The organism is Streptomyces sp. NPDC037242 (assembly GCF_055604165.1).
In genome coordinates this window covers 124,986-149,625 of sequence record NZ_JBVJUY010000013.1, presented here as the reverse complement: position 1 = coordinate 149,625, position 24,640 = coordinate 124,986, and the positions used below count along the sequence as shown (strand labels likewise).

At 72.8% G+C, this 24,640-nt stretch carries 24 protein-coding genes and 1 riboswitch; of the genes, 5 read left to right on the top strand and 19 right to left on the bottom strand.

Features of this window, described 5'->3' with window-relative positions:
- Positions 1 to 37: 37 nt before the first annotated feature.
- Both macS and ACZ7GJ_RS17900 read right to left on the bottom strand, forming a co-directional pair.
- Positions 38 to 1,246, bottom strand: a complete 1,209-nt coding sequence (gene macS, locus ACZ7GJ_RS17905) for a MacS family sensor histidine kinase (RefSeq protein WP_470752718.1) — start codon at positions 1,244 to 1,246, stop codon at positions 38 to 40.
- A 40-nt stretch (positions 1,247 to 1,286) separates the two neighbouring features.
- Positions 1,287 to 2,066, bottom strand: coding sequence for a lysophospholipid acyltransferase family protein (locus ACZ7GJ_RS17900; RefSeq protein WP_470752828.1), 780 nt, complete (start codon positions 2,064 to 2,066; stop codon positions 1,287 to 1,289).
- A 166-nt stretch (positions 2,067 to 2,232) separates the two neighbouring features.
- Here ACZ7GJ_RS17900 and ACZ7GJ_RS17895 point away from each other — a divergent pair, with 166 nt between their 5' ends.
- Both ACZ7GJ_RS17895 and ACZ7GJ_RS17890 read left to right on the top strand, forming a co-directional pair.
- Positions 2,233 to 3,012: an alpha/beta hydrolase gene (locus ACZ7GJ_RS17895; protein ID WP_470752826.1), complete on the top strand. Its 780-nt coding sequence runs from the start codon at positions 2,233 to 2,235 to the stop codon at positions 3,010 to 3,012.
- Positions 3,005 to 3,562, top strand: coding sequence for a hypothetical protein (locus ACZ7GJ_RS17890; RefSeq protein ID WP_470752716.1), 558 nt, complete (start codon positions 3,005 to 3,007; stop codon positions 3,560 to 3,562). The genes ACZ7GJ_RS17895 and ACZ7GJ_RS17890 overlap by 8 nt, the downstream gene beginning before the upstream one ends.
- A 111-nt stretch (positions 3,563 to 3,673) precedes the next feature.
- On the opposite strand, the gene ACZ7GJ_RS17885 is transcribed toward ACZ7GJ_RS17890, so the two are convergent.
- The 7 genes from ACZ7GJ_RS17885 to ACZ7GJ_RS17855 form a co-directional block, all read right to left on the bottom strand.
- Entirely contained in the window at positions 3,674 to 4,201 is a 528-nt protein-coding gene (locus ACZ7GJ_RS17885) for a helix-turn-helix domain-containing protein (protein ID WP_470752715.1), read from the bottom strand.
- A 435-nt stretch (positions 4,202 to 4,636) separates the two neighbouring features.
- A complete protein-coding gene (locus tag ACZ7GJ_RS17880) occupies positions 4,637 to 5,386 on the bottom strand; it encodes an endonuclease/exonuclease/phosphatase family protein (protein ID WP_470752713.1) in 750 nt (249 codons plus the stop codon).
- A gap of 67 nt (positions 5,387 to 5,453) precedes the next feature.
- Positions 5,454 to 6,395 carry an ROK family glucokinase gene (locus ACZ7GJ_RS17875; protein WP_365917321.1) on the bottom strand — a complete coding sequence of 314 codons (942 nt, stop codon included), beginning with the start codon at positions 6,393 to 6,395 and terminating at the stop codon, positions 5,454 to 5,456.
- 61 nt (positions 6,396 to 6,456) lie between these two features.
- The gene (locus ACZ7GJ_RS17870) at positions 6,457 to 6,912 is read right to left on the bottom strand and encodes a DUF5304 domain-containing protein (RefSeq protein WP_470752710.1); all 456 of its coding nucleotides are present in this window, start codon (positions 6,910 to 6,912) and stop codon (positions 6,457 to 6,459) included.
- A 77-nt stretch (positions 6,913 to 6,989) separates the two neighbouring features.
- Positions 6,990 to 8,222 (bottom strand): ArsA family ATPase, encoded by a 1,233-nt coding sequence (locus tag ACZ7GJ_RS17865; RefSeq protein ID WP_470752707.1) that lies wholly within the window; start codon positions 8,220 to 8,222, stop codon positions 6,990 to 6,992.
- 152 nt (positions 8,223 to 8,374) lie between these two features.
- Entirely contained in the window at positions 8,375 to 8,818 is a 444-nt protein-coding gene (locus tag ACZ7GJ_RS17860) for an SRPBCC family protein (protein ID WP_365917318.1), read from the bottom strand.
- A gap of 79 nt (positions 8,819 to 8,897) precedes the next feature.
- Positions 8,898 to 9,692: a metallophosphoesterase family protein gene (locus ACZ7GJ_RS17855; protein ID WP_470752704.1), complete on the bottom strand. Its 795-nt coding sequence runs from the start codon at positions 9,690 to 9,692 to the stop codon at positions 8,898 to 8,900.
- A 228-nt stretch (positions 9,693 to 9,920) separates the two neighbouring features.
- Here ACZ7GJ_RS17855 and ACZ7GJ_RS17850 point away from each other — a divergent pair, with 228 nt between their 5' ends.
- Positions 9,921 to 11,717 carry an AMP-dependent synthetase/ligase gene (locus tag ACZ7GJ_RS17850; protein WP_470752702.1) on the top strand — a complete coding sequence of 599 codons (1,797 nt, stop codon included), beginning with the start codon at positions 9,921 to 9,923 and terminating at the stop codon, positions 11,715 to 11,717.
- A 6-nt stretch (positions 11,718 to 11,723) separates the two neighbouring features.
- Here the strand turns inward: ACZ7GJ_RS17850 and ACZ7GJ_RS17845 are convergent, their stop codons facing one another.
- From ACZ7GJ_RS17845 to ACZ7GJ_RS17815, 7 genes are all read right to left on the bottom strand, one after another.
- Positions 11,724 to 13,340: a GMC oxidoreductase gene (locus ACZ7GJ_RS17845; protein ID WP_470752699.1), complete on the bottom strand. Its 1,617-nt coding sequence runs from the start codon at positions 13,338 to 13,340 to the stop codon at positions 11,724 to 11,726.
- Between the two features lie 109 nt (positions 13,341 to 13,449).
- A complete protein-coding gene (locus ACZ7GJ_RS17840; RefSeq protein ID WP_365917314.1) occupies positions 13,450 to 14,592 on the bottom strand; it encodes a glycosyltransferase family 4 protein in 1,143 nt (380 codons plus the stop codon).
- A 49-nt stretch (positions 14,593 to 14,641) separates the two neighbouring features.
- A complete protein-coding gene (locus ACZ7GJ_RS17835; protein ID WP_470752696.1) occupies positions 14,642 to 15,775 on the bottom strand; it encodes a hypothetical protein in 1,134 nt (377 codons plus the stop codon).
- Between the two features lie 25 nt (positions 15,776 to 15,800).
- Positions 15,801 to 16,844 carry a C40 family peptidase gene (locus ACZ7GJ_RS17830; protein WP_470752694.1) on the bottom strand — a complete coding sequence of 348 codons (1,044 nt, stop codon included), beginning with the start codon at positions 16,842 to 16,844 and terminating at the stop codon, positions 15,801 to 15,803.
- 241 nt (positions 16,845 to 17,085) lie between these two features.
- Positions 17,086 to 18,108: a C40 family peptidase gene (locus ACZ7GJ_RS17825; RefSeq protein WP_470752691.1), complete on the bottom strand. Its 1,023-nt coding sequence runs from the start codon at positions 18,106 to 18,108 to the stop codon at positions 17,086 to 17,088.
- A gap of 255 nt (positions 18,109 to 18,363) precedes the next feature.
- Positions 18,364 to 19,728: an NYN domain-containing protein gene (locus ACZ7GJ_RS17820; RefSeq protein ID WP_470752823.1), complete on the bottom strand. Its 1,365-nt coding sequence runs from the start codon at positions 19,726 to 19,728 to the stop codon at positions 18,364 to 18,366.
- Positions 19,729 to 19,768: 40 nt separating this feature from the next.
- Positions 19,769 to 20,008: a hypothetical protein gene (locus ACZ7GJ_RS17815; RefSeq protein ID WP_008738811.1), complete on the bottom strand. Its 240-nt coding sequence runs from the start codon at positions 20,006 to 20,008 to the stop codon at positions 19,769 to 19,771.
- Positions 20,009 to 20,135: 127 nt separating this feature from the next.
- Here ACZ7GJ_RS17815 and ACZ7GJ_RS17810 point away from each other — a divergent pair, with 127 nt between their 5' ends.
- Positions 20,136 to 20,858 carry a rhomboid family intramembrane serine protease gene (locus tag ACZ7GJ_RS17810; RefSeq protein WP_470752686.1) on the top strand — a complete coding sequence of 241 codons (723 nt, stop codon included), beginning with the start codon at positions 20,136 to 20,138 and terminating at the stop codon, positions 20,856 to 20,858.
- Positions 20,855 to 21,136, top strand: coding sequence for an Lrp/AsnC family transcriptional regulator (locus tag ACZ7GJ_RS17805; RefSeq protein ID WP_365917310.1), 282 nt, complete (start codon positions 20,855 to 20,857; stop codon positions 21,134 to 21,136). The genes ACZ7GJ_RS17810 and ACZ7GJ_RS17805 overlap by 4 nt, the downstream gene beginning before the upstream one ends.
- A 10-nt stretch (positions 21,137 to 21,146) precedes the next feature.
- Here the strand turns inward: ACZ7GJ_RS17805 and ACZ7GJ_RS17800 are convergent, their stop codons facing one another.
- The 3 genes from ACZ7GJ_RS17800 to trpD all read right to left on the bottom strand — a co-directional run bounded on the left by ACZ7GJ_RS17800 (position 21,147) and on the right by trpD (position 24,618).
- Complete coding sequence (locus tag ACZ7GJ_RS17800; RefSeq protein WP_470752680.1) at positions 21,147 to 21,737, bottom strand: hypothetical protein; 591 nt, start codon at positions 21,735 to 21,737, stop codon at positions 21,147 to 21,149.
- Positions 21,738 to 21,749: 12 nt separating this feature from the next.
- Entirely contained in the window at positions 21,750 to 23,138 is a 1,389-nt protein-coding gene (locus ACZ7GJ_RS17795) for an aminotransferase class V-fold PLP-dependent enzyme (RefSeq protein WP_470752677.1), read from the bottom strand.
- Positions 23,139 to 23,357: 219 nt separating this feature from the next.
- A riboswitch (SAM riboswitch) is annotated at positions 23,358 to 23,474 on the bottom strand.
- 79 nt (positions 23,475 to 23,553) lie between these two features.
- Positions 23,554 to 24,618 carry an anthranilate phosphoribosyltransferase gene (trpD, locus tag ACZ7GJ_RS17790; RefSeq protein ID WP_470752674.1) on the bottom strand — a complete coding sequence of 355 codons (1,065 nt, stop codon included), beginning with the start codon at positions 24,616 to 24,618 and terminating at the stop codon, positions 23,554 to 23,556.
- Positions 24,619 to 24,640 lie beyond the last annotated feature (22 nt).

Here is a 24,640-nt window from a genome sequence, read left to right as displayed (position 1 = left end):
TTGATGTCGCCCGGCGCGCTCGGCTGGCTCGGCTCGTTCACTGGGTTCTCCCCCTCGGTACTTTCAGTTCGACTTCGGTGCCCTGTCCGGGGACGGACACCAGCTCGGCGCTGCCGCCGAGGTCACGCAGCCGGCCGCGGATGGACAGGGCCACCCCCATGCGGCCCTCGCCCTCCGCCTGGTCGAGACGGCCGGCCGGGATGCCCGGGCCGTCGTCCCGGACGGTCACGATCACCTCGTCGCCCCAGTCCTCGACCAGGATCCAGGCCCTGGCCCCCTCCCCGGCGTGCTTGCGCACGTTGTCGAGGGCGGCTCCGACCGCCGCGGCCAGCTCCCGCGCGGCGGGAACCGGCAGCGGTACCGGGGTGCCCGGCTCGGCGAAGCTCACCCGCGAGCCGGCGTGCGGGGCGAGGAGCGTGCGCAGATCCAGCTCGCCCTCGTCGGCCCCGGGCTCCTCCACCTCGTACGCGGCCACCAGCGCGCCCCGCGACTCGTCGCGGGAGATCCGGGAGGTCGGCAGCAGCCCGCTGGAGACGAGCGTGCGCAGCGCGACCTCCTGCTCCCCCGCCATCCGGCCGAGCTCGGCGGCCTCCCCGCCGAGGTCGGTGCCGCGGCGCTGGACCATGGCCAGGACCTGGAGGACCCCGTCGTGGATGTCGCGGGCCAGGCGCTCGCGCTCGCGGGTGGCGGCCTCGATCTCCAGGGCGCGGGCGAGGGTGGCCTCACTGGCCCGGGCGACCTCGACGACGTAGCCGATCGCGACGGAGGCGACCCAGACCAGCAGGACGTTGTGCAGGGTGTCCCGGGAAGGGGCGCCGCGCTGGACGATGTTGGCGGCGGCGACGAAGGTGGAGGCGAAACAGGCCCAGCGCCAGCCGCCCTTGATGGCGAAGGCGAGGACGGAGCCGGCGGTCCAGATGGTGGGCAGGGTCGGGCCGCCGGCGACGATCCGCTCGTGGGCGTCCGCGAGCGGGGTGAGCAGGATCCCCACGCAGGCGACGGTGAGGTCGGCGCAGAGGAAGCGCTTGGTGCAGCTGGCGGCGTTCGCCACCTTCGGGAGGGTGGCCAGGGTCCAGACCGCGAGGAGGGCGAGGTAGCCGATCGCGATCCGGGGCCGGTCGAACTCCTTGTACGCGGAGGCGAAGAGCAGTACCGCGTAGACCATGGTGAGCAACCGGTAGGCGGTCAGCGCCCGCCAGAGCGGCTGCTCGACGGACATGCGTACGACGCGCTCGCGTTTCGTCATTTCCCCCACCCACACTTCGCGGGCGGTAGCGCCCGTACTGCTACTCCGCGTTGTTGTCGGCCGCGTTGTTGTCAGCCGCCGCGTTCTTGTCCGCCGCGTTCTTGTCCGCGGCTGCCTTCTCGGCGGCCTTCTCATTCTTGGCGGCCTTCTCGGCGTCGGCCATCTGGCGCTTGGCCGCGGTCGCGTAGATGTCCACGTACTCCTGGCCCGACAGCTTCATGATCTCGTACATGACCTCGTCGGTCACCGAGCGGAGGATGAAGCGGTCGCCGTCCATGCCGTGGTAGCGGCTGAAGTCCAGCGGCTTGCCGATCCGGATGCCCGGGCGCATCAGCTTGGGGACCACCTTGCCGGGCGGCTGGATCTTCTCCGTGTCGATCATCGCGACGGGGATCACGGGCGCCCCGGTGGCCAGGGCCACGCGGGCCAGACCGCCGGGCTTGCCGCGGTAGAGGCGGCCGTCGGGTGAACGCGTGCCCTCGGGGTAAATACCGAACAGCTCCCCGCGCTCGATGACCTCGATGCCGCTCTTGATCGCGGCCTCGCCGGCCCCGCGCGCACCCGAGCGGTCCACCGGGAGCTGGCCGACGCCCTTGAAGAAGGCGGCCGTCAGCTTGCCCTTGACACCCGGGGAGGTGAAGTACTCCGCCTTCGCGATGAAGGTGACCTTCCGGTCCAGCACGGCCGGCAGGAAGAAGGAGTCGGAGAAGGACAGGTGGTTGCTCGCGAGGATCGCCGGCCCCTCCGCAGGAATGTTCTCGAGGCCCTCCACCCACGGCCTGAAGGCGAGCTTCAGGGAACCGCCGATGGAGAACTTCATTGCGCCGTAGATCAACTCGAAAGCCTTCCTGTGTCTGTCGAACAGACCATATCCCCTGGCTCCACCCGGAGCGGCCCGACGACCCTGGTCGGTGCCATCCCGGTCGCGTACGGTGAAGTCACACAGAGCAACGCACCCGCCAACCCTCATGACCAAGGAGATCCTGGTGCCCGTCCTCCCTGGAGCCGAGCCGTTCCGCCACGAGGGCGGAGAGGTCGGCGTCCTCCTCTGCCACGGCTTCACCGGTTCCCCGCAGTCCCTGCGTCCGTGGGCCGAGTATCTCGCCGGGCGGGGACTGACGGTGTCCCTTCCGCTGCTGCCCGGGCACGGGACGCGCTGGCAGGACATGCAGCTCACGGGCTGGCAGGACTGGTACGCAGAGGTGGACCGCGCGCTGCGGGAGCTGCTGGAGCGATGCGAGCAGGTGTTCGTCTTCGGGCTGTCCATGGGCGGCGCGCTCACGCTGCGGCTGGCGGCCAAGCACGGGGACGCGATCAGCGGGATCGTTCTGGTCAACCCGGCCAACAAGGTGCACGATCCGCTGGCCGTCACCCTCCCCGTCGCCAAGCACTTCATCCGCTCCACGCCGGGCATCGCGAGCGACATCGCGAAGCAGGGCTCCGCGGAGGTCGGCTACGACCGGGTCCCGACCCGCGCCGCGCACTCGCTGCGCAAGTTCCTTCAGCTGGTGGACGGCGAACTGCCGCAGGTCACGCAGCCGGTGCTGCTGCTGCACAGCCCGCAGGACCACGTCGTGCCGCCGGCCGACTCGGCGCGGATCCTGGCGCGGGTCTCGTCGACGGACGTCACCGAGACCCTGCTGGAACAGAGCTACCACGTCGCGACGTTGGACCATGACGCGGAGCGGATCTTCGCGGACAGCTATGCGTTCGTCGGCCGACTGGCGGAGAGCGTGGGCAGGGAGGGGGCGGAGGCGGGTGGCTGAGCACGAGGAGCAGTCCGGCGGTGTTCCGCCGCTGGACGAGGAAGCGGCGTGGGCGGCGATCGTCGCCGGGTACGGGCAGGAGCCGCCGGACCCGCCGGGGTCGCGGCCGTTCAAGCCGATCGAGAACCTGCTGCTCCCGGAGGAGGACGTGAAGCCGGAGCCGCCGGAGTCGCAGGAGCCGCCGGCGGCCGCGCCGCTGGGCAGCTCGGTGGTGTTCGCCCCGGGCGTCGGTGTGGGCGGCCCCCGCGACCACTCGCTGGCGGAGCCCGAGGACGGGGACCTGACAGCGGCCGACCGGGCGGACGAGGGCCACTTCGTCCCGCCGGAGCCGGAGCTGCCGCCGGCGGACACGACCTCGAAGTTCGCGTGGCTGGCGGTGGTGGGCGGGCCGGTGCTGCTGCTCCTGGCCGTCGTCTTCCAGTGGGAGATGACGTGGTGGCTGACGACCCTGGGCATCGGGGGCTTCCTGGGCGGGTTCGCGACGCTGGTGGCCCGTATGTCGCAGGGCGAGGACGATGACGACGACCCGGGCCGCGGCGCCGTGGTCTGATTTTTCCGCGCGGCCCCCTCTTCCGCGCCCCCTCGCACCGCTTCGCGGGCTTCGGGCCGCTGCGCCGGACTCCGTCCGGCGGGTGCGGGGCGGGCGTGCGGGGCGGCCGGGTCAGAGGGGGACCACGCCGGAGTCCCCCAGAGCACGGTACGCCGTCGGCGTCATCCCGTAGGCGCTGCGGAAGGCGCGCGTGAAGTCGGCGGCGTGTACGAATCCCCAGCGGCGGGCGATCCGGTGCACCGGCAGCGTGCGCAGCAGCGGGTTGATCAGGTCCGCCTGGCAGCGTTGCAGCCGGCGGCGCCGGATCCATACCGCGACGGTGGCGTCCTGGTGCCGGAAGAGCCGGTGCAGGTAGCGCACGGATATGTGGTGGAAGGCCGCGACCGCCGCGGGCGTGAGCTGCGGGTCCGCCAGATTGCGGTCGATGAAGTCGGGGATCCGGCTCGGCAGCGCCTGTCTGCGCGTCTCCGGCGGCAGGACCGCCTCCGCGTCGAGGTGCTGCGCCAGGAACGCCGCGGCCAGTTCCATCGTGACGGAGCCGAGCCGCACGGCGTCCTGGCCGCTCCAGGTGTGCGCTTCGCCGACGAGCCCGTGCAGGAACCGGGCCAGGAGTGCGCCCATCCCGTGGTCGGAGGGCATGCGGCGGGCGAGGAGGCTGTTGACGCCCGCCTCCGGTAAGGGGAGGGCCTCCTTCGGCAGGTGGACGATGATCGCCCGTGAGGCCTCGTCCGGCCCGACGCCCGGGCCGCGGCCGTCGAACGGGCTGCGAGGTGTCCCAGACCAGCAGGTCCCCCGCGCTCACGCGGGCGTCGTTGCGGCGCCGCTCCAGCCACATGTCGCTGCCCATGATCAGGCACAGCTCGTACTTCGCCGGGTCGGAACGACGGGCGAGCACAACGTCACGAACCTCTGGTACGCGTTGGACGTGGCCTACCAGAGCCGCCTGGTCGAGAAGCACCCCGGTGAGCCGGACCGGATCCGCACCCACCTGGACGGGGTGCGGCGGCGCGCGGCGGAGGTCCTCGGCCAACCCGCCTGATCCCCCGCGCCCGGCCGGACCCCCGCGCGGCCGCCTCAGGCAGGCGCCGCCGGGAGGCTCAGGGCCGCGAGCACCGGGAGGTGGTCCGTCGCGGACGGGAGGTCGGCGGGGGACACTCCGGGCAGCCCCGCGGGGACGCCGCAGGCCAGCACCTCCACCCCCGGCGTGGCGAAGACGGCGTCGATCCGCCGGTCCGGCGCACGCGACGGAAAGGTGGGGCCCCCGCCCCACGGGGAGACCGCCCGGCAGTCCTGGAGCGCACCGGCGAGGCGGGTGAACGCCGGTCCCTCCGGCCCCTCGTTGATGTCGCCGGCCGCGATCCCGTGCGGAGCACCCATGGCCGCGAGGCGGTCCAGCAGGAGGTCCGCCTGGGCCCGCCGCTCCGCGGGGTCGAGCGACAGGTGGGCGCTGACGACCCCGACCCGCGCCTGCCCGAAGCGGACGACGGCGGTGGCGAAGCCCCGCCGGTGGCGGCCGGGCGTCAGCGGGAGCAGCACGTCCTCGGTGCGTTCCACGAAGGCCCGTAGCGAGCACAGCAGCAGCGGCCCGGCGGCGGTGGCGCCGCCCGACAGCACGACCAGTTCGGACTTCGCGGCCAGCCTCGCCGCGTGCTTGCGCCACCGGAAGAACCGCGGCGCCTCCTGTACGAACACCAGGTCGGGCGCGCAGGCCCGGATCACCCGGGCCAGCGCCTCCTCGTCGTCGCGCAGCGAGCGGATGTTGTAGCTGAGCACCCGGATCACGGCGGAACCATCAGCGGCAGTGTGGGAGTTCGGCAAATCCATACGGGCAACATAGCCAGACTGCCCGCCGCTCCCCAGAGGGCGCGGCGGGCAGTTCGAGTCGTACGGGTCAGCCCTGGCGGGCCAGGTCCGCGGCGCCGACGAGGCCGGCCTTGCCGCCGAGCTGCGCGGCGAGCACCTGGGCGTGCGGCCGCCACTGGCCGCCGATCAGCCAGCGCCGGAAGGACTTGCGGATCGGGTCGAGGACGAGCTCGCCCTCGTCGGAGACCCCGCCGCCGACGATGAACGCCGACGGGTCGAAGAGGGAGGCCAGGTCCGCGAGGCCCGCGCCGGCCCAGCGGGCCAGTTCCCGGAAGGAGTCCACCGCGACGGCGTCGCCCTGCCGCGCGGCCTCGCTGATGTGCTTGCCCTCGATGCCCTCGGGCGTGCCGTCGCCCAGTGCGAGGAGGATCTGGGCCCGCTCGGGGGTGGCGTTCGCGCGCTGCTTCGCGTACCGGACGAGCGCGCGCCCGGAGGCGTACTGCTCCCAGCAGCCCTGGCTGCCGCACCCGCACAGCAGGCCGTCCGGGACGACCCGGATGTGGCCGAACTCGGCGGCGACGCCGAAGCGTCCGCGCCGCAGCTTGTTGCCGATGATGATGCCGCCGCCCAGGCCGGTGCCGAGCGTGATGCAGATGACGTCTTCGTGGCCCTGGCCGGCGCCGAAGCGGTATTCGCCCCAGGCCGCGCAGTTCGCGTCGTTCTCGACGACGACCGGCAGGCCGATGCGCTGCTCGACCTTGTCCTTCAGCGGTTCGTGGCGCCAGTTGATGTTCGGCGCGAAGAGTACGGTCGCGCGCTTGTCGTCCACGTATCCGGCGGCGCCGATGCCGACGGCGTCGATGGTGTGGTTGCTGCTGACTTCGGAGACGGCGGCGCAGATCGCGTCCGTCACTCCGTCCGCGGTCGGCGGGGTGGGCACCTTGTACGTCTCAAGGATGGTGCCCTCTTCGTCGACCACGCCGGCCGCGATCTTCGTGCCGCCGATGTCGACGCCGATGGTGAGTCCCATTAGTCCCTCGGTTTCCGGTCAAACCCCGCCGTCGTCAACGGTACCCGAGTGAACAAGAGGATCAGTCGAGATCGATCCGCTCGGCGGGACCGCCGTCGCCCTCGTCACGGGGGTCGTCGCGGGGGTCCTTCTCCCGGCCGGCGGCCGGCTCGTCGCGGGTCCAGCGGCGCTCGTGCCCCTCGACCGCCGAGCGGTAGGCGGCGAGCAGCTCGGATCCGGCCGCGGCGAGGTGGTCGAAGACCTCGGGGTTGCGCTCGATGACGGGTTTGGCCGCGCTCTTCGCCTGGTCGACGATCTGGCGCACCGCGCCCTGGGCCGCGACGCCGAGCAGCGGGTTGTTGAGGGCCGAGACCTTGTCGGCGACTGCCTCGAAGAGCTTGAACAGCTCCTCGGCGGCGGTCCCCGTGCCCCCGGCACCCTGGTCCGCCCTGCGGCGCTCCTTCTCCGCGGCCAGGTCCTCGGCGCAGGCCTTGGCCCAGGCGTCGTCGTCGGTGGGGCGTTCGGTGGCCTCGCTCATGGCGGACTCTCCTGCGGGCGGCTGCTGGGCGGGCGGTACGGGCTACCTCCGACGTTACCCGAATGGGGGTACGGCGTTCAGCGCGCGCGGGGCCACAGATCCGGGTCCGGGGTGAAGCGGATGCGGAGCTCGTCGTCGGCCAGGGCCGCGCCGGAGACCGTGCAGCGGCGCAGCGCCCCGGGCAGCGAAACGATCCTTCGGTACGGGCCCACCGTGAGCAGCAGCTCGTCGCCGCGCCGGACCAGGTCGAGGTCGCGCTTCTCGGCCCGGGGCAGCGGAACCGCCCAGACGAGTACCCCGTCCTCGGCGAGCCGGTCCTCGACGGGCCAGGCGGGCCGGGGCCCGTCGGCGGCGCCGGCCTGCCCGGCCTGCCCGCTCTGCCCGGCCGCCGGTTCCAGCGAATCGGCCAGCTCCGCCAGGTCGGCGGGGCCGCGCGGGTCCCGTCCCAGGTGGGCGAGTTCCCGCAGGGGTACGTCGAGGTCCCACGCGTCGGCGAAGGCCCGCTGCTGGGCGGCGAGGGAGGCGAGCCACGGATCGGCGGAGTCCTTCGGCACCAGCCGGTTGACGACGAGGTCGCCGATCCGGACCTGGTGCAGGGCGAGCCCGAGCGCTCCGGTGCGCAAGGCGGCTCGGGCGGCCGGACCCGGCTCGGCGACGAGCCGGACCCGGGTGGCGGCGGCCTCCACGACGGCCTGGACGGCGGCGAGCTCCTCGTCCCAGCGCGCGGCGGCCTCGTACAGCCACTGTGCGGGCATCGGCACCCCGGCCAGCTGTGCGAGTACGGGGCGCAGGGCGCGGGCCGCCTGCCGCTCCTGGGGCAGCAGCCGGGCCAGGTACCGGCGCAGCTGTGCGGGGAGGGCGAGGGTGGCCACGGCCTGGTGCAGCGGGGGCATGTCCACGACGACGAGGTCGAAGGCGGGCAGGGCGGCGGCCCGCCGCAGCGCGCGCAGCAGGGCGAACTGTTCGGCGCCTGGCAGTTCGGTGAGCTCCTCGGCGCCGAGCGGGCGGGCCCCGACCATGCCGAGGAGGGCGGAGCCGCGCTCCTGGAGGGCGACGAGCTCCTGGCGGAACTCCTCGCCGGAGTCGATGCGGCCGGCCCACAGGTTCGCCTCGACCGGTGCGGCGCGCAGCCCCGGCGCGAGCTCGGCGGGCTCCCCCGCCGGCGCGCCGACCAGGGCGGCCATCGGGTCGCCGGGGTCCCCGGAGAGCACCAGCACCCGCTGTCCGCCGCGGGCCGCGGCGAGGGCCGTGGCGGCGGCGACGGTCGTCCGCCCCGCCCCTCCGGGGCCGGTGATCAGCAGCATGCTCATGGTGCGGGTGCTCCGGGGTCGTCGTTTCGCTGCGCGGCACTACGGGGGCCCCGCCGAAATCCAGCCCCGCCGGCGTTTGAGGCGGGGTCTGGGGCGGAGCCCCAGCAACGGCGCGGGGGCCGGGCCTGTCCGGCGGGCTTCCCCGCAGGGGGTCAGGCTCCGGACTCGACGCGCTTCTTCAGGCCGGCCAGGGCGCGGTCGATGATGACCTTCTCCGCCTTGCGCTTGATCATGCCCAGCATCGGGATCTTGACGTCCACGGTCAGCTGGTAGGTGACCTCGGTACGCTTGCCGCCGTCCAGCGGGGCCAGCAGGTACGAGCCGTCGAGCTGGCGGAGCATCTGGGACTTGTCCAGGGTCCAGCTGACCTCGTCCGCACCCTTCCAGGTGTAGCTGAGGGTGTGGTCGTCCTTGATCGCTCCGGCGTCGAGCAGCAGCCGGACCTTCTCGGCCCGGCCCTCGGCGTCGGCGGCCAGCACCTCGGCCTCCTTCACCTCGCCGGTCCACTCGGGGTAGCGGGCGAAGTCGGCGATCACGGCCATCACGTCGGCCGGCGCAGCCTCGATCGTGATGCTTGAGCTGGTGTGTTCCGCCATCGCGGTCGCTCCTCCGGGGAGTGTTCGAGGAAGTGTGCGGCCTCCGGCCGCCGCTCGAAGGCTACCGCGCGCTCAGACCTCACCACTCCAGGGCCCATGGCCGTCCGGTCGCCGCGAAGTGCCCGACGTTCACGCACTCCGTCCCGCCGATCCGCATCCGCCGGGCGAGCGGCTGGTGCACGTGCCCGAAGAGCGCGTACCGGGGCCGGGTCCGCCGGATCGCGGCCAGCAGCGCCTCGCTCCCGCGTTCGAACCGGCGCGCGACCGTGTCGTAGCAGAGCTCGGGCACCTCGGGCGGGATGTGCGAGCACAGTACGTCGACCTCGCCGAGCGCCTCCACCTTGGCGGCGTACTCCTCCTCCGGGATCTCGTACGGGGTGCGGCTCGGCGAGGGCAGGCCGCCGCCGACGAAGCCGAAGACCAGGCCGCCGATCTCCGCCCGCTGGCCGTCGAGCACGGTCAGGCCCGGGCCCGCGTACTCCTGCCACAGTGCCGGGACGTCGACGTTGCCGTAGGTGGCGTACGTGGGAGTGGGGAAGGCGGCGAACATCTCGGCGTACTGGCGGCGCACCGCGCCCTCGATCAGCCGCTCCCGGTCAAGCCCGTCCCAGAGTCGGCGGCCGAACTCGCGCGCCTCCTCGAAGCGGCGCGCGGTGCGCAGCTCGACGATCCGGTCGGCGTTCTCGACTCCGAACAGGTCGGGGAAGATGCCGCGCGAGTGGTCGGCGTAGTCGAGGAAGAGGACCAGGTCACCGAGGCAGATCAGCGCGTCGGCGCCGTCGCCGGCCCGGGCGAGGGCCCCCGTGTTGCCGTGGACGTCGCTGACGACGTGGATCCGATTGCCGCTTTTCCCGCCACGCATGCTGCCACCCATGCGCCAACCCTAGGGGCGCTTGGCCACGGGGGGTAGGGGCACCCGTCCAGGCGGCCGGACCTGCGGTTACTTCCGAGTCTTGAGCGGGGTCGACTATCGTCGACACGATAAGGCCGCGTCATGTGACGCAGGGAACATCTGGCCGGTTCCCTCTATCGGGAACCCACTACCGGTGGGTAACGTCCGGTCGGTCCACACGTGGCGATGGCGCCCAGAGGAGCAGCAGTCTTGCGCGAGTTCAGCCTTCCGGCCCTGTACGAGGTCCCGTCGGACGGGAACCTGACGGATCTCATCCGCCGCAACGCCGCTCAGCATCCAGACACCGCCGTCATGGCCCGCAAGGTCGACGGCAAGTGGCTGGACGTGACGGCGACCGAGTTCCTCGCCGAGGTCCGTGCCGCGGCCAAGGGCCTGATCGCCTCCGGCGTCCGCCCCGGCGACCGCGTAGCGCTGATCTCCCGCACGCGCTACGAGTGGGTGCTGTTCGACTTCGCGATCTGGAGCGCGGGCGGCGTCACCGTCCCCGTGTACGAGACCAGCTCTCCCGAGCAGGTCCAGTGGATCCTCGGCGACTCCGGCGCCGTCGCGGTCGTCGTGGAGTCCCCCGCCCACAGCGCGACCGTGGCCGCCCTGCGTGACCGGCTGCCCGAGCTGCGCGAGGTCTGGGAGATCGAGCAGGGCGCGCTGGAGACCCTCAAGGCCGCAGGCGCCGGGATCACCGACGCCGAGGTCGAGGAGCGCAGCAGCCTCGCCGGCGCCGACGACGCCGCCACCATCGTCTACACCTCGGGCACCACCGGCCGCCCCAAGGGCTGCGTGCTGACCCACCGCAACTTCTTCGCCGAGTGCGGCAACGTGGTGGAGCGCCTGAAGCCGCTCTTCCGCACCGGTGAGTGCTCGGTGCTCCTGTTCCTGCCGGCCGCCCACGTCTTCGGGCGCCTGGTGGAGGTGGCGGCCGTGCTGGCGCCGATCCGGCTGGGCTGCGTACCGGACATCAAGAACCTCACCGACGAGCTCCAGTCCTTCCGGCCGACGCTGATCCTCGGGGTCCCGCGCGTCTTCGAGAAGGTCTACAACTCGGCGCGCGCCAAGGCCCAGGCCGACGGCAAGGGCAAGATCTTCGACGCGGCGGCCGAGACGGCCATCGCGTACAGCCGCGCGCTGGACAACCCGGGCGGCCCGTCCTTCGGGCTGCGGCTCAAGCACAAGCTGTTCACGAAGCTGGTCTACAGCAAGCTGCACGGGGTCCTCGGCGGCCGCGGCGAGTACGCGATCTCCGGCGGCGCGCCCCTGGGCGAGCGGCTCGGGCACTTCTTCCGCGGCATCGGCTTCACGGTGCTGGAGGGCTACGGCCTGACGGAGTCCTGCGCGGCCACCGCCTTCAACCCGTGGGACCGCCAGAAGATCGGCATGGTCGGCCAGCCGCTGCCGGGCTCGGTGGTGCGCATCGCCGACGACGGCGAGGTGCTGCTGCACGGCGAGCACATCTTCAAGGAGTACTGGAAGAACGAGACGGCCACCGCCGAGGCGCTGACCGACGGCTGGTTCCACACCGGCGACGTCGGCACCCTCGACGAGGACGGCTACCTCGCGATCACCGGCCGCAAGAAGGAGCTCATCGTCACGGCCGGCGGCAAGAACGTGGCGCCCGCCGTGATCGAGGACCGGATCCGCGCGCACGCGCTGGTCGCGGAGTGCATGGTGGTGGGCGACGCGAGGCCGTTCGTGGCGGCGCTGGTCACCATCGACGAGGAGTTCCTCGGCAAGTGGGCCGCGGACAACGGCAAGCCCGCCGGGGTCACGGCGGCCGAGCTGCGCGAGGACGCGGACCTCATCGCCGCCGTCCAGAAGGCCGTGGACGACGGCAACGCGGCGGTTTCCAAGGCGGAATCGGTGCGGAAATTCCGCATTCTTCCCTCCCAGTTCACGGAGGAGTCCGGTCACATCACGCCGTCGCTGAAGCTGAAGCGCAACGTGGTGGCGAAGGACTTCGCTGACGAGATCGAGGCGCTGTACCGGGGCTGACGGCCCTCAGCGGGGGTCCTCGGCGAGGATCCGGGCCATGTTCCGCTCGGCGAGGGCGGTGACGGTCACGAACGGGTTCACCCCGAGGGACCCCGGGATCAGGGAGCTGTCGACGACGTACAGCCCCTGGTAGCCCTTGGCGCGGCCGAAGTCGTCGGTCGCGGCGCCGAGGACGCAGCCGCCGAGCGGGTGGTAGGTGAAGTTGTCGGCGAAGGCCCTGTTGCCTCCGAACAAGTCGTACCGGTAGATGGTGAAGTTGGCCCGGTTGATCCGGTCGAAGAGGCACTTGGCCGCTTGGACGGACGGCGTGTTCTGGTCCCGGGTCCAGTTCAGGCGCGCCGAGTCGCTGGCCGCGTCGTAGGTGAAGTGCCCGCGCTCGGGGTTCTTGGTGATGGCCAGGTACATCGAGATCCAGTGCTCGATCCCCATGGGCAGCGGGGCGATCTCGGCGAAGACCGGGTTCGCGGCGTTGTCCCAGTCGTCGATGCCGAGGGCGGGCATGGTGGCCTGGTTGGCGCCGACCGTGTCCCACAGGTGGTTGGCGCGGGCGGTCATGACGTTGCCGTTGTGGCCCCAGCCGAGCCCCACCTTGTCGTTCAGCGCCGGGAGGGTGCCGGTCTCGCGGGCGCGGAGCAGGATCTCCGTGGTCCCCAGGCTTCCGGCGCCGAGGAAGAGCTGGCGGCAGCCGAGTTCGCGCACCTGGACCACCTTTCCCGTGACGTCGCTGGTCCGCACGGTCAGTACGTAGCCCCCGGCGGGGTCCTGGCGTACCGCGACCACGCGCTGCATGGTCTCGATGGTGACGTTGCCGGTGCCGATGGCGGCGGCGAGGTAGGTCTTGTCGACGCTCTTCTTGCCGTGGTTGTTGCCGTAGATGACCTCGCCCGCGAGCGCGGACCTGGTGGCGGTGCCGGCGGCCTCGCGCTTCATGTACGCGAAGTCGTAGACGTTGGGGACGAAGGTGGTTTTCAGGCCGGTGTTGTGGGCGTGCTTGCGGGAGATCCGGGCGAAGCGGTACCACTCCGTGGACTCGAACCAGGCGGGGTCGATGTCGTTGACGCCGAGCATGGCGCGGGCGCGGGGGTAGTAGGTGCCGTACATCTCGTCGGCGTCGACCTGGGGCAGCACCTCGGAGAAGTACGAGCGCCGCGGCGTCGGCGCCATCCCGCCGTTGACGAGCGATCCGCCGCCGACCCCGCGCCCCACGTACACGGACATGTCGCCGTAGTTCACTCGGTCGAGGACGCCGGGGTACGGGGTGATGTTCCGGTTGACGACGTCCAGCCAGAGGAACTGCGCGAGGGGGGCCTCGGTGCGGTTCCGGAACCACATGGAGCGCTGGTCGGGGGCGGAGGTGGAGGGGAAGACCTTGCCGTCGGGACCGGGGGTGTCCCAGAGCCGTCCCATCTCCAGGACGACGGTACGCACTCCCGCCTGTCCGAGGCGCAGGGCGGCGACGGCGGACCCGTATCCGGAGCCGACGACGATGGCGGGGGCGTAGTGCGCTGCGCCCGGCTCGACGGCGGAGGCGGAGGCGAGGCCGATCCGCGTGAAGCCGAGGGCCGCGGCCGTCTGGAGGGCGCCGATGCCCAGAAGGTGACGGCGCGTCAGGTTTGGTGTCATGGGCGCATCATGGGCGGAATCCAGCCTTCCAGCTAGACGCCGCCTTGACAGGCATCTGAGAGACAGTCAGGCGTGGCTGGACCCCGGCAGACATCCGCCGGACACCCCCCTACAGCAGCTCGCGCAGGCGCTCCGCCAGGAGGTCCCAGCGCCACTTCTCCTCGACCCACGCCCGCCCGGCGGCGCCCATGCGGGCGGCCAGGGCCGGGTCCTGGAGGAGGGTGGTGATCCGGTCCGCCGCATCCTCGGGGGCGCCGCCCCGCACGACCCAGCCCGTCTCCCCGTCCAGCACCGCGTCGGGCGCCCCGCCGGAGTCGCCCGCGACCACCGGCAGGCCCGTCGCCGACGCCTCCAGGTAGACGATGCCGAGCCCCTCCACGTCCAGCCCGCCCCGCCGGGTCCGGCACGGCATCGCGAAGACGTCCCCGGCGCCGTAGTGCGCGGGAAGTTCGGACCACGGGACCGCCCCCGTGAAGACCACCGAGTCCGCGACGCCCTTGGCCGCGGCCAGCGCCCGCAGGTCCGCCTCGTACGGGCCGCCGCCCACCACCAGCAGCACCGCGTCGGGCACCGCCGCCAGGATCCGCGGCATCGCCTCGATCAGGGTGTCCTGCCCCTTGCGCGGCACCAGTCGGGACACGCACACCACCACCGGCCGGTCGGTGAGCCCCAGCCGGGCCCGCACCGCTGCGCCGCCCGAGCCGGGGTGGAAGGTCTTCTCGTCGACCCCCGGCGGGAGTTGCACCATGCGCGCCGCCGCCCGGTCCGTGACCGCCGAGGCGATCCGCGAGCGCGTGTACTCCCCCAGGTAGGTCAGCGTGTCCGTGCCCTCGCCGATCCGCCGCAGCAGCTGCCGCGCGGCCGGCAGCTGCGCCCATCCCGCCTCGTGCCCGTGCGTGGTCGCCACGATCCGCCGGGCCCCCGCGCGCCGCAGCGCCGGGCCCATCAGGCCCAGCGGGGCCGCCGCGCCGAACCACACCGACTCGCAGCCGTGTTCGCGCAGCAGGCCCACCGCCCGCCGGGTCACCCGCGGCGTCGGCAGCAGCATCGTCGTGCGGTCGCGCACGACCTGGAAGGGCTGCTCCGCGTCGAAGGCCGCGGTGGCCTCGCGGCCCTCCGCACTGTGCTTCCAGGTGGAGGCGTAGACGACGATCCGGTCGGGATCCAGCCGCAGCGCCATGTTGTGCAGGAAGGCCTGGATGCCGCCCGGTCGCGGCGGGAAGTCGTTGGTCACGATCAGCGTCTTGTGCATCGCCTGCCGACCCTACCGGACCCCCGCCCGCCCCCTGCCGGACCCCGCCTCAGCGCAGCTCGCGGCGCAGGTACTCCTGCCAGGCCCGGGTGAGCCCCGCCTGGTCCGTGCCCAGGGTCTCCTGAAGGGCCGTCGGCAGCGGCTCCCGCCCCGCCTTCCCGTACAGCGCGACCAGGGCCGCGTCCCCCCACTGCTCCGCGATGAGCCGGCAGGCCAGCCACGCGCCCTCGTACGCCCGCGCCAGCGCGTCCGCGTCCCCGCCGAAGGCGAACGCCCCGTTCGCGGGGAGCGTGCCCGGCAGCCGCCCGGCCCGCACCGCCCGGCCGAGGGCCGGCGCGGCCTGCGCCGGGCTGCTCCCGGTCCCCCGGTACGCCGCCCAGTCCGCGAAGCCCTCGGAGAGCCACAGCGGGGTCGTCTCCGTGCTCGCCGCGCGGGTGGCCACGTGCGTGGTTTCGTGGGTCAGGATGATCCGCCGCCCCTCGGCGGTGAGCTGCCCGTACCCCTCCGGGTTGACGACGACCCGGTCGGCGGCGGCCGGGGCGGTGCCCACCCGCCCCACGGTGACCGCTCCCAGGCCCCGGTACTCGGCTACCGGCCGCCCCAGCAGCTGCGCCATCCGCTCCAGCGAGCCGGGGACCACCACCACGACCCGCCCCGCCCAGGGCTCCGGCCAGGCGGCGCTCACCGCGGGGACCGCCCGGTCGGCTTCGGCGGCGACGGCCTCCAGGGTCTCGGGGCTCTGGCCGGCGCCGCCCAGCACCAGCGCGTGCGCGCCCCGCCGTACCGTCACCGGGCCCTGGTCCCACAGTTGCGGCAGGGCGCCCGGCGCCGGCCGGTCCGCGGTGACCCGCCACCGCCCGCCCGGCCCCGCCGCCAGCTCGACCTCGCGGGCCGACCCGGCGGGAGCCGCGTCGAAGCCGGTGAGCCGGTAGCGCAGCTCCGCCCGCGCGAAGGCCCGTACGCCGTCCTCCCGCACGGAGGTGACCTCGTACGACCACCCCTCCAGCGGGACCCCGGCGAGCCCCTCGGGCGGGGCCGCGGACCACTCGGCCACGGCCCGGCGGACCTCCTGCCCTGCGGCGGCCGGCCGCGCCCCGGCCCCGCACCCGGCGATCAGCCCGCACAGCAGGACCGGCAGGGCCCGCAGGAGGGTACGACGGAGGAGGAGGTGCGCCGACAGCATCAGCCGATCGTACGCACGGCAGGGGTCAGGGCCGGGTCACCGACGACACCGGCATCATCCCGACCGGGTCGTACCGCACCCGGGCCCCCGGGTAAGGCGCGTGCACCACCTGGCCGTTGCCCACGTACATGCCGACGTGGCTGGCGTCCGAGCGGTACGTCACCAGGTCGCCCGGCCGCGCCTCCGAGAGCGGCACCTGCCGGCCGGCGTAGCGCTGGGCCTGCGAGGTGCGCGGCAGGGCGACACCCGCCTGCCGGTACGACCACACCATCAGCCCGGAGCAGTCGAAGCCGGAGGGACCGGTGGAGCCCCAGATGTACGGGCGCCCGACCGCGGACCGGGCCGCCATCACCGCGGCCCCGGCGCGCCCCGAGGAGGGACCCGCGGAGGGCAGGTCGGGCAGCCCCTCGGGGCGGCCGCCGGTCCGCGAGGCGCGCTCGAAGTCGGCGCGCTCCTGCGTGGGCATCGCGTTCAGCAGCCGGCGGGCCGCGGCGAGCTTGGCGGTGACGGCGCGCTTCTGCCGGGCCACGTCCGCGCGTACGGCGTCCAGTTCGGCGAGCTTGAGCGAGGCCTCCTGGCGCTGCTGGCCGAGGCGGCGCTGCTCGGAGCGCAGTTCGTCGAGCCGGCGGGCCTGGGCGCCGGTGAGCCGGTCGAGGGCGGCGGCCTTCTCCAGGTAGTCGTCCGGGTTCTCGGACAGCATCAGCTCCACGGCGGGATCGATGCTGCCGGAGCGGTACTGGGCCCCGGCGAAGGCGCCGAGGATGCCCCGCATGGTGTTGATGCGGTCCTGGCCGCGGGCCACCGCGTCCTGGGTCCGGTTGACCTCGGCCCGCAGCCTGTCGGCCTTCGCGCCCGCCTCGTTGAAGCGCTCGGTGGCCTGCTCGGCCTCCTCGAAGAGCCGGTCGACCTGGGTACGGGCGCCGGCCGAGGGGTCGTGCGGCAGACCCGGGGCCGCGCTCGCGGGGGCGCCCGTCATGGCGACCGCGGCTCCTGCCGCGGCGGCGGTGAGGACGGTGACCTTCGTGTTCCGGTCGAGGGCACTGGGCCCGGACCGGCGATGGGACGCCACGTGCAACCGCTCCCTTCCGCTGTGCGGTGCCCGGGTCCGCCCCCCGTGGACGGCCGTGTGCCGGGTTCCGCGCTGGCAGACAGTAGCCGCGCGGACACACGCCGGCCAACGACCGCCGACGGGCACACACAGTGACGCCCCGCCGGAGACGCAGGTCACCGGCGGGGCGTGTGGTCAGATCGGGGCTCCGGAATTCGCCCGGATGGGCGGTGTGCGGCGCGTCCCGACGGGGCGGGGGGCGTCAGCTGCCGACGCGGACCCCGTAGGCGAAGCCGCTGAGGGAGCCGTACAGGACGCCGGCGCTCGGGTTGGCGGCGTGGAAGACCTTGCCGTTGCCCGCGTACAGCCCGACGTGCTGGAGGTTGGAGTAGAAGACCAGGTCTCCGGGCTGGAGTTCGCTCAGGCTGACCTTCGGGCCTTCCTTGACCTGGTCGTAGGTCGTGCGGCCGATCTTGATCCCGGCCTGCCGGTACGCCCACTGGGTGAGGCCGGAGCAGTCGAAGGCGTTCGGGCCGGTGCCGCCGCGGACGTAGGACGCGCCGTTCTTGGTCACGGCGGCCCGCAGCGCGTCCGCGGCCCGGCCGGAGCCCTTCACGTTGCTGAGCTCGGCCTGCTCGGCCGCGCTGCCGCCCGCCTTCTTGGCCTCCTCCTTGAGCTGCGCGCGCTCCTGCGCGGTCAGCGTGTTGAGGAGGGCCTGGGCCTGGGCGAGCTTGTCCGACGAGACCTTCTTCTTCTCGCCGAGCTCCTTGCGGGTGGCGTCGAGGTCGGCGAGCTTGCCGGCGGCCTCCTGGCGCTGCTGCGCCAGGCTGCGCTGCTTGGCCTGGATCTTCTGGACCGCCTCGACCTGCTTGCCGCTCAACTGCTCCAGCGTGGAGGCCTTGTCGAGGTAGTTGTCGGGGTCGGCGGAGAGGAACAGCGTGAGGGACTGGTCGATGCCGCCGGTGCGGTACTGCGCGCTGGCCATCGAACCGATGGTGCCGCGCAGGACGTTGAGCTCCTCCTGGCCGCGGGCGACCTGGTCCTGGAGCTGGCCTATCTCCTTCTCCAGCTTGTCCTGGCGCTCCTGAGCCCCGTTGAACTTCTCGGTGGCCTGCTCAGCCTCTTCGTAGAGCGCGTCGACCTGGGTCTTGACCTCGTCCTTGCTCGGCTTCGCCGGAGCCGCGGAGGCGCCCTGGGAGGAGAGGGCGACGGCCGCTGCGGCGGTCGCGGTCAGCACGGTCACACGAGTGCGGGTCGGCTGCTTGGGTCGACGGTGGGACGCCACGAAGGCGAGCTCCTTCTTCCTAGAGCCGCCGAAGGAACTCAAGACTCGGCGACACCTTCGCCGACACCCCGAATGAGTGATCTACCGCACGAAGGTTTGAGCTGACCCTAGTGACCCTTCCGTGATCAGTTCAAATCCTGCAGGGAAAAAACTCGGTCTCCGACCAGCTTCTTTACCTACAGAGCACGCTCCGTGCAGGGCACTTGACGGTACGTCCCCTCGGAGCCCTGCCAATTCCGGCATTCGACTCGCCAGTTACGAAACGCGCGAAAGCCGCTTCAGGAGCAATGCGGACGCCACGGGTCGCGCCCCGGCCTTGGCCACCCCGTCGGCGACCTCCCGGTCGGTGGAGACCACGACCACCGGCCGGCCCGGCGGCTCGGCGCGCACCAGCTGGCGGATCAGCTCGTCCGCCGTCACACCGGCCTTGGAGAACAGCACCCGCACCCCGCGCGGCGGCGCGAGCAGCACGGGGGCCGCCAGCTCCGCGCCGTCGAAGACACAGGTCATCTCCGCACCCGTCTGCGCGGCGAGCATCGACAGCCCGCCCAGCAGCCGCAGGCGCTGCTTCTCCAACGGCATCGTCGGATAGCCGGTCTTGGTCACGTTGTAGCCGTCGACCACCAGGTGCGCCTGAGGCAGCGCCAGCAACTGGTCCAGCAGCGCCGGATCGGTCTCCGACAGGGCGCGCGCCGCGATGTCCTTCGGGGTCATCAGGCCCGGCTGCACCGCGTCCACGGTGTCCGCCGGCCGCGTGGACACCGGCGGCAGCGCCAGCTCGCGGCGCAGCCCCGCCGCCGCGTCCAGCACGGTGTCCAGCAGCAGCCGCAGCCGCATGTCCTCGGTGCTGCGCCCCTCGCGGGTGGCCCGGCGCGAGGTCTCCAGCGCCGTCTCCACCTCCGCGAGGCGGGACTTGAGCCGCCGGGTCTCGCTCTCGGCGGCGGCCACCTGCGCGGCCGCCTCACTGCGGATGCCGTCGACCTCGGCGTTCACCTTGCGCAGGGCGGCCTCGCCCCGCTTGACGTCACTGAGGGCGCTGCGCAGTTTGCGCTGAAGCGATTCCGCTTCCTTGCGGGCCGCGTCCAGCTCCACCCGCACCTGCTCGCCGCCGGTGCGCTGCAGCTCCCGTACGTGGGCCAGTTCCTCGCGGAGCCGGTCCAGCTCCCGCCGAGTCTCCTCGCCCACCCGCTCGGCGTCGGCGCGCTGCGCCTCCTCGCCCGCGGCGGCCACCAGCTTGACCCAGCCGACCGGCCGCAGGACGTACGCGGCGGCCGCCACGTCGAGCGGATCGGCGGCGGCGGGCGGGGCGCCCGCGTCCAGCGCCCCGGCGAGCTCGGCCTGCGCCTCGCGGAACTTCTCGGCGACCCGGCCGCGGAAGACGGCGTCGGTCTCGACCGCCGTCGCCATGGCGTTGCCCGCGAACTTGGCGCGCCGGGTCGGGGTGAAACGGGCGTACTGGCGCAACTGCGCCGGGAGGTCCGCGACCGTCAGACCGCCGAAGGCGTCCGAGACGAGCGCGACCACCCGGCGCCGCACGCCTTCCGGCAGCGGGCGGTCGAGCACCTCTGCGGCGTCGCCGGCCGCGTCGGCCGGCTCAGCGCCGCTTGCTGGCTCCACAATCCGTCACCCCTACCGTGATGTACGTGTGGGCACGGCTCCGTCAGGAGTCCGCGCCCGGCCTGTCCACGAGTTCGATCTGGTCCACCGCGTTGCACCAGCGGCAGCGGACCGACTCGATGGTCTCATTGACCACCTCGCGCTCCTCGACCTTCGGCTCCCCGGCGAGGTCCAAGTGGACGTACTCCACGACCTTCGACGAACGGGTGACGTCGAACCGCGTGAGGTTGCCGCACAGGGTGCAGCGCCACCGGGTGGTGTCGGTCGGCAGGGGAACCGTCATCAGGCCGCTCTCTCCTTCATGGTCCATTCAATCAAAAGCCGCCCGCACGACCCGGCGGACTGCGCAGCTCGTAACCCTACGGCCTGCCACCGCTCCAAGTGGGTCGGGTTGGGTCATGCTCGGTCGCATGATCGTAAGGTGGAACGCCCTGCGCGAGGCCTCCCGGGGCCCGGTGGTCACGCACGCGCTGATCGCCGCGTGCTGCGTGGTGTTCCTGCTCGGCCCGGCCTCGGGCCTCAACCCGGGCTATGGAACGGGCGAGGAGCTGCTGGCCTCGGGGACGGCGTACTTCCGGCGCTGGGGCGTGGTCCCCGACGAACTGTTCACGGGGGCCCACCGCGCCCTGCTGACGCCGTTGACGGCGCTGTTCGTCCACGGCAGCTGGCTGCACCTGCTGGGGAACATGCTCTTCCTCTATGTCTTCGGCGCGATGACCGAGGAGCGGATGGGCCGCACGGAGTTCCTCTGCTTCTACGTCTGTACGGGCTACCTGGCCCTGGCCGCGTACGCGGCGGCCAACGCCTCCTCGGACCAGACGCTGGTCGGCGCGTCCGGGGCGATCTCGGCGGTCCTGGGCGCCTTCCTGTGCCTGTTCCCCAGGGCCCGGGTGACGAGCCTGTTCCCGTTCCTCTTCTTCCTGCCGCTGCGCTTCCCGGCGTGGATCGTCCTGCTCTTCTGGTTCGGCCTCCAGTGGCTGGCCGCGCACCGCGCGGGCAGTGGTCCGGGTGTCGCCTATCTGGCCCACGTGGTGGGCTTCTCGCTCGGGTTCCTCTACGCGTGGGTGCGCTACCGGCGTACGACTAGAGTGAGACGACCAGCGACGGCCAGCGAGGGAGACAGCCAACCGTGATCACCGCGATCGTGCTCATCAAGACCAGCGTGGACCGCATTCCTGAGATCGCCGAGTCCATCGCCGCGCTGGACAGCGTCAGCGAGGTCTACTCCGTCACCGGTACGTACGACCTGATCGCGCTCGTCCGCGTCGCCCGCCACGAAACCCTGGCGGACATCATCCCCGGCCGCATCAGCAAGATCCCGGGCGTCGAGGTGACGGACACCCACGTGGCGTTCCGTACGTACTCCCAGCACGACCTGGAAGCGGCCTTCGCCATCGGCCTGGACGCGTAGCGGACCGGGCCTACAGGCCCGGCAGACTCTCGCCGGGGGCCGCCGGACGGCCTTCGGACAGCCGGAACAGGTAGCCGCGCAGGTGGTCTTCGAGGCCGCCGTCGATGTGGGCGACGTAGTCGCGCGCCCCGGCGGCCGCCTCGCGCTCCTGGGCCTCCCCGGACGCCGACCACGTACGGTCCAGGGCTACGGCCCACTCGCGCACCCGGCCGCGGTCCCGCCACCAGGCGCGGACCAGCTCGGGGGTCCAGTGGTCGTCACCGTCGCAGGCGTAGCCCACCATCGGGTCCTGGGCGGCCGCGCCGAGGACCGCGAGCGTCTCGTGCGCGTCGCGGGGCTGGCGGTAGACGAACTCCTCGCCCCACTCGTCGTCGTAGAGGACGTTGGCGGGCGCGATCAGCCGGCCCATCCAGCAGCTGTCGGTCCCGGAGCCGTAGAAGGGGCCCGGGACATTGCGCCAGTTGCGCCCGTCCCACCGGTCCTGCCTGGTGTTCCAGTACCCGCCGTTGGCCGGATCAGGCCGCCACGTACCGCCGTCCGGGGTGGGCAGCGGTCCGGTCCGCGCCGCGCGGGCTGTGGGTATCGGGTCCCAGTACGTCATGGCCAGACCCTGTCACACGGCCGGGACGCAGCGGCCCTCTTCGGTGCGGTACTGCCACTTGGCACCGTCCTGGACGAGCTCGCGCACGGCGCGGACGAAGCGCTCGACGTGCTCGTCGGGCGTGCCCGCGCCGAAGCTGACGCGGATGGCGTTCAGGGAGCGCTCGCCCGGGGCGGCCTCCGGGGCCCCGCACTCGCCCTGGGCCTGCGGCTCGCTGCCCAGCAGGGTGCGGACCAGCGGGTGGGCGCAGAACAGCCCGTCGCGCACGCCGATCCCGTACTCGGCCGACAGCGCGGCGGCGAAGTGCGAGCTGTTCCAGCCGTCGACGACGAAGGAGATGACGCCGACGCGCGGGGCGTCGTCGCCGAACAGGGAGAGGATCCGGACCGCCGGGACCTCTGCCAGGCCCTCGCGGACCTTGGCGATGAGCTGCTGCTCGCGGGAGACCAGGGTGTCGAAGCCGGCCTCGGTGAGCGCCTTGCACGCGGAGGCGATCGAGTACACGCCGATGACGTTCGGGGAGCCGGCCTCGTGCCGCGCGGCGGTGGTGTGCCACTCGACGTCCACCCCGCCGTCCTCGCGGCGGGCGACCTTGCGGGAGGCTCCGCCGCCGGCCAGGTAGGGCTCGGCCTGCTGGAGCCAGTCCGCACGGCCGGCCAGCACGCCCGAGCCGAAGGGGGCGTACAGCTTGTGCCCGGAGAAGGCGACCCAGTCCACGTCGAGGTCCTGCACCGAGACGGGGTGGTGCGGGGCCAGCTGGGCGGCGTCCAGGACGATGCGCGCGCCGTGGGCGTGCGCCGCGGCGGCGAGCTCCTTCACCGGCCACAGCTCACCGGTGACGTTGGACGCGCCGGTCACGCAGACCAGCGCCGGGCCGTAGGGCTCTCGGTCGGCGAGCGCCCGCTCCAGGGTGGCGACGGCCTCGTCCGGGGTGCGGGGGGCGTTGAGGTAGGTGACCTGCGCGTTCGTCCAGGGCAGCAGCGAGGCGTGGTGCTCGGTCTCGAAGACGAAGACCTGGCAGCCGGCCGGGAGCACGGCGGCGAGGAGGTTCAGGGAGTCGGTGGTGGACCGGGTGAAGACCACCTGGTCGGCGGGCCGGCAGTCGAGGAACCCGGCGACCGTGGCCCGGCTCTGCTCGAAGAGGTCGGTGGAGAGCTGCGAGAGGTAGCCGGCGCCGCGGTGCACGCTGCCGTAGTACGGGGCGTACGCGGCGACGTCGTCCCAGACGCGCTGCAGGGCCGGGGCGCTGGCCGCGTAGTCGAGGGCGGCGTAGGTGACCTCGCCGCCGGTGACGAGCGGGACGGTGACGTCACGGCCGAGGACCGGCAGCGGCGCCGCGCAGGCGGGGTCGGCCTCGGCGGCGACGACGGAGCTGGTGGCGGCGTTCAGGAATGCGGACATGGCGGTATCTCCCGGCAGGCAGGGCTGAATGGCTTCGAAAGTGCCCGTACGCGGGTACGGCGCTACGGCCGTCCGGGGTACGGGAAAGTCCTCGGAAACGAACGGGGGTACACGAAAGTGACCCTGTTCCGAGGGTTGAAGTGGGGGCGGAGTCGCCCTATCGCATTCGCTTGCTCACGGAAAGAACTCCTCGAGAGACCAGGACCCCTGGTGTCGAGGGATCCGCGCTTGCCGTAGACCTCGCTGCCTACGACCTGGTCATCACCCGGGGCACCCCGCCACGGAAGGAGGGTTGCCGGACAGCAAGCCGGGGCCAAAACGCTGTCACTCGTGACCTGCTGAGCATCCTGCCACAAGATCCCCCCGGCGCAAGACCCCGGTCCACATTCCGGACCGGGATCTTGGCCGAAAATGATCAGCGGTTACTGGCCTGCACCCATCGGGTGAGCGCCGCCTGGGCCGCGCCCGAGTCGATGGCCTCGGCCGCCCGGGCCATGCCGGCCCGCAGTTCCTCCTCCAGCGTGCCCGTACCGGGGTCCAGGGCCACCAGCGCGGCCGCCGAGTTCAGCAGCACGGCGTCGCGGACCGGGCCCGTCTCGCCGGCCAGCAGTCGGCGGGCGACGTCCGCGTTGTACGAGGGGTCCCCGCCCTCCAGCGCGGAGACGTCGACCAGCGAGATGCCCACGTCACGGGGGTCGAAGGTCTGCTCCGCGACCTTGCCGTCGCGGACCCACCACACCCGCGAGGTCGCGGTCGTGGTCAGCTCGTCCAGGCCGTCGTCGCCGCGGAAGACCAGCGCGGAGGAGCCCCGTTCGGCCAGCACGCCCGCCATGATGGGCGCGATCCGGGCGTCGGCCACACCGGTCGCCTGCGCCCGCACACGGGCCGGATTGGTCAGCGGGCCGAGGAAGTTGAAGGTGGTGCGGATGCCCAGCTCCTTGCGGGCCGCCGCCACGTGGCGCAGCGCCGGGTGGAACTTGACGGCGAAGCAGAAGGTGATCCCGGCCTCCTCCACGACCTCCACCACCCGCTGCGGGGTGAGGTCGAGGTTCACCCCGAGCTTCTCCAGGACGTCCGAGGAGCCGCTCGCGGAGGACGCGGCCCGGTTGCCGTGCTTGACCACCTTGGCACCAGTACCGGCCACCACGACGGCCGACATCGTGGAGATGTTCACCGTCTTGGCCCCGTCGCCGCCGGTGCCGACGATGTCCACCGTCCGGCCCGGCACCTGGATCAGGTTGGCGTGTTCGTACATGGTGCGCACCAGGCCGGTGATCTCCGCGACCGTCTCGCCCTTGGCCCGCAGCGCGACCACGAAGCCGGCGATCTGGGCGTCGGTGGCCTCCCCGCGCATGATCCGGTCCATGGCCCAGGCCGTGTCGTCGGCGTGCAGGTCCTGGCCGCTCAGCAGGGCGTCGAGGACGCCCGGCCAGCCACGGGCCGCCACGCTGTCGCCGCCTGCCGGGGTCACAACGTTCATGGTCCGCTCCTGCTGCTGGTGG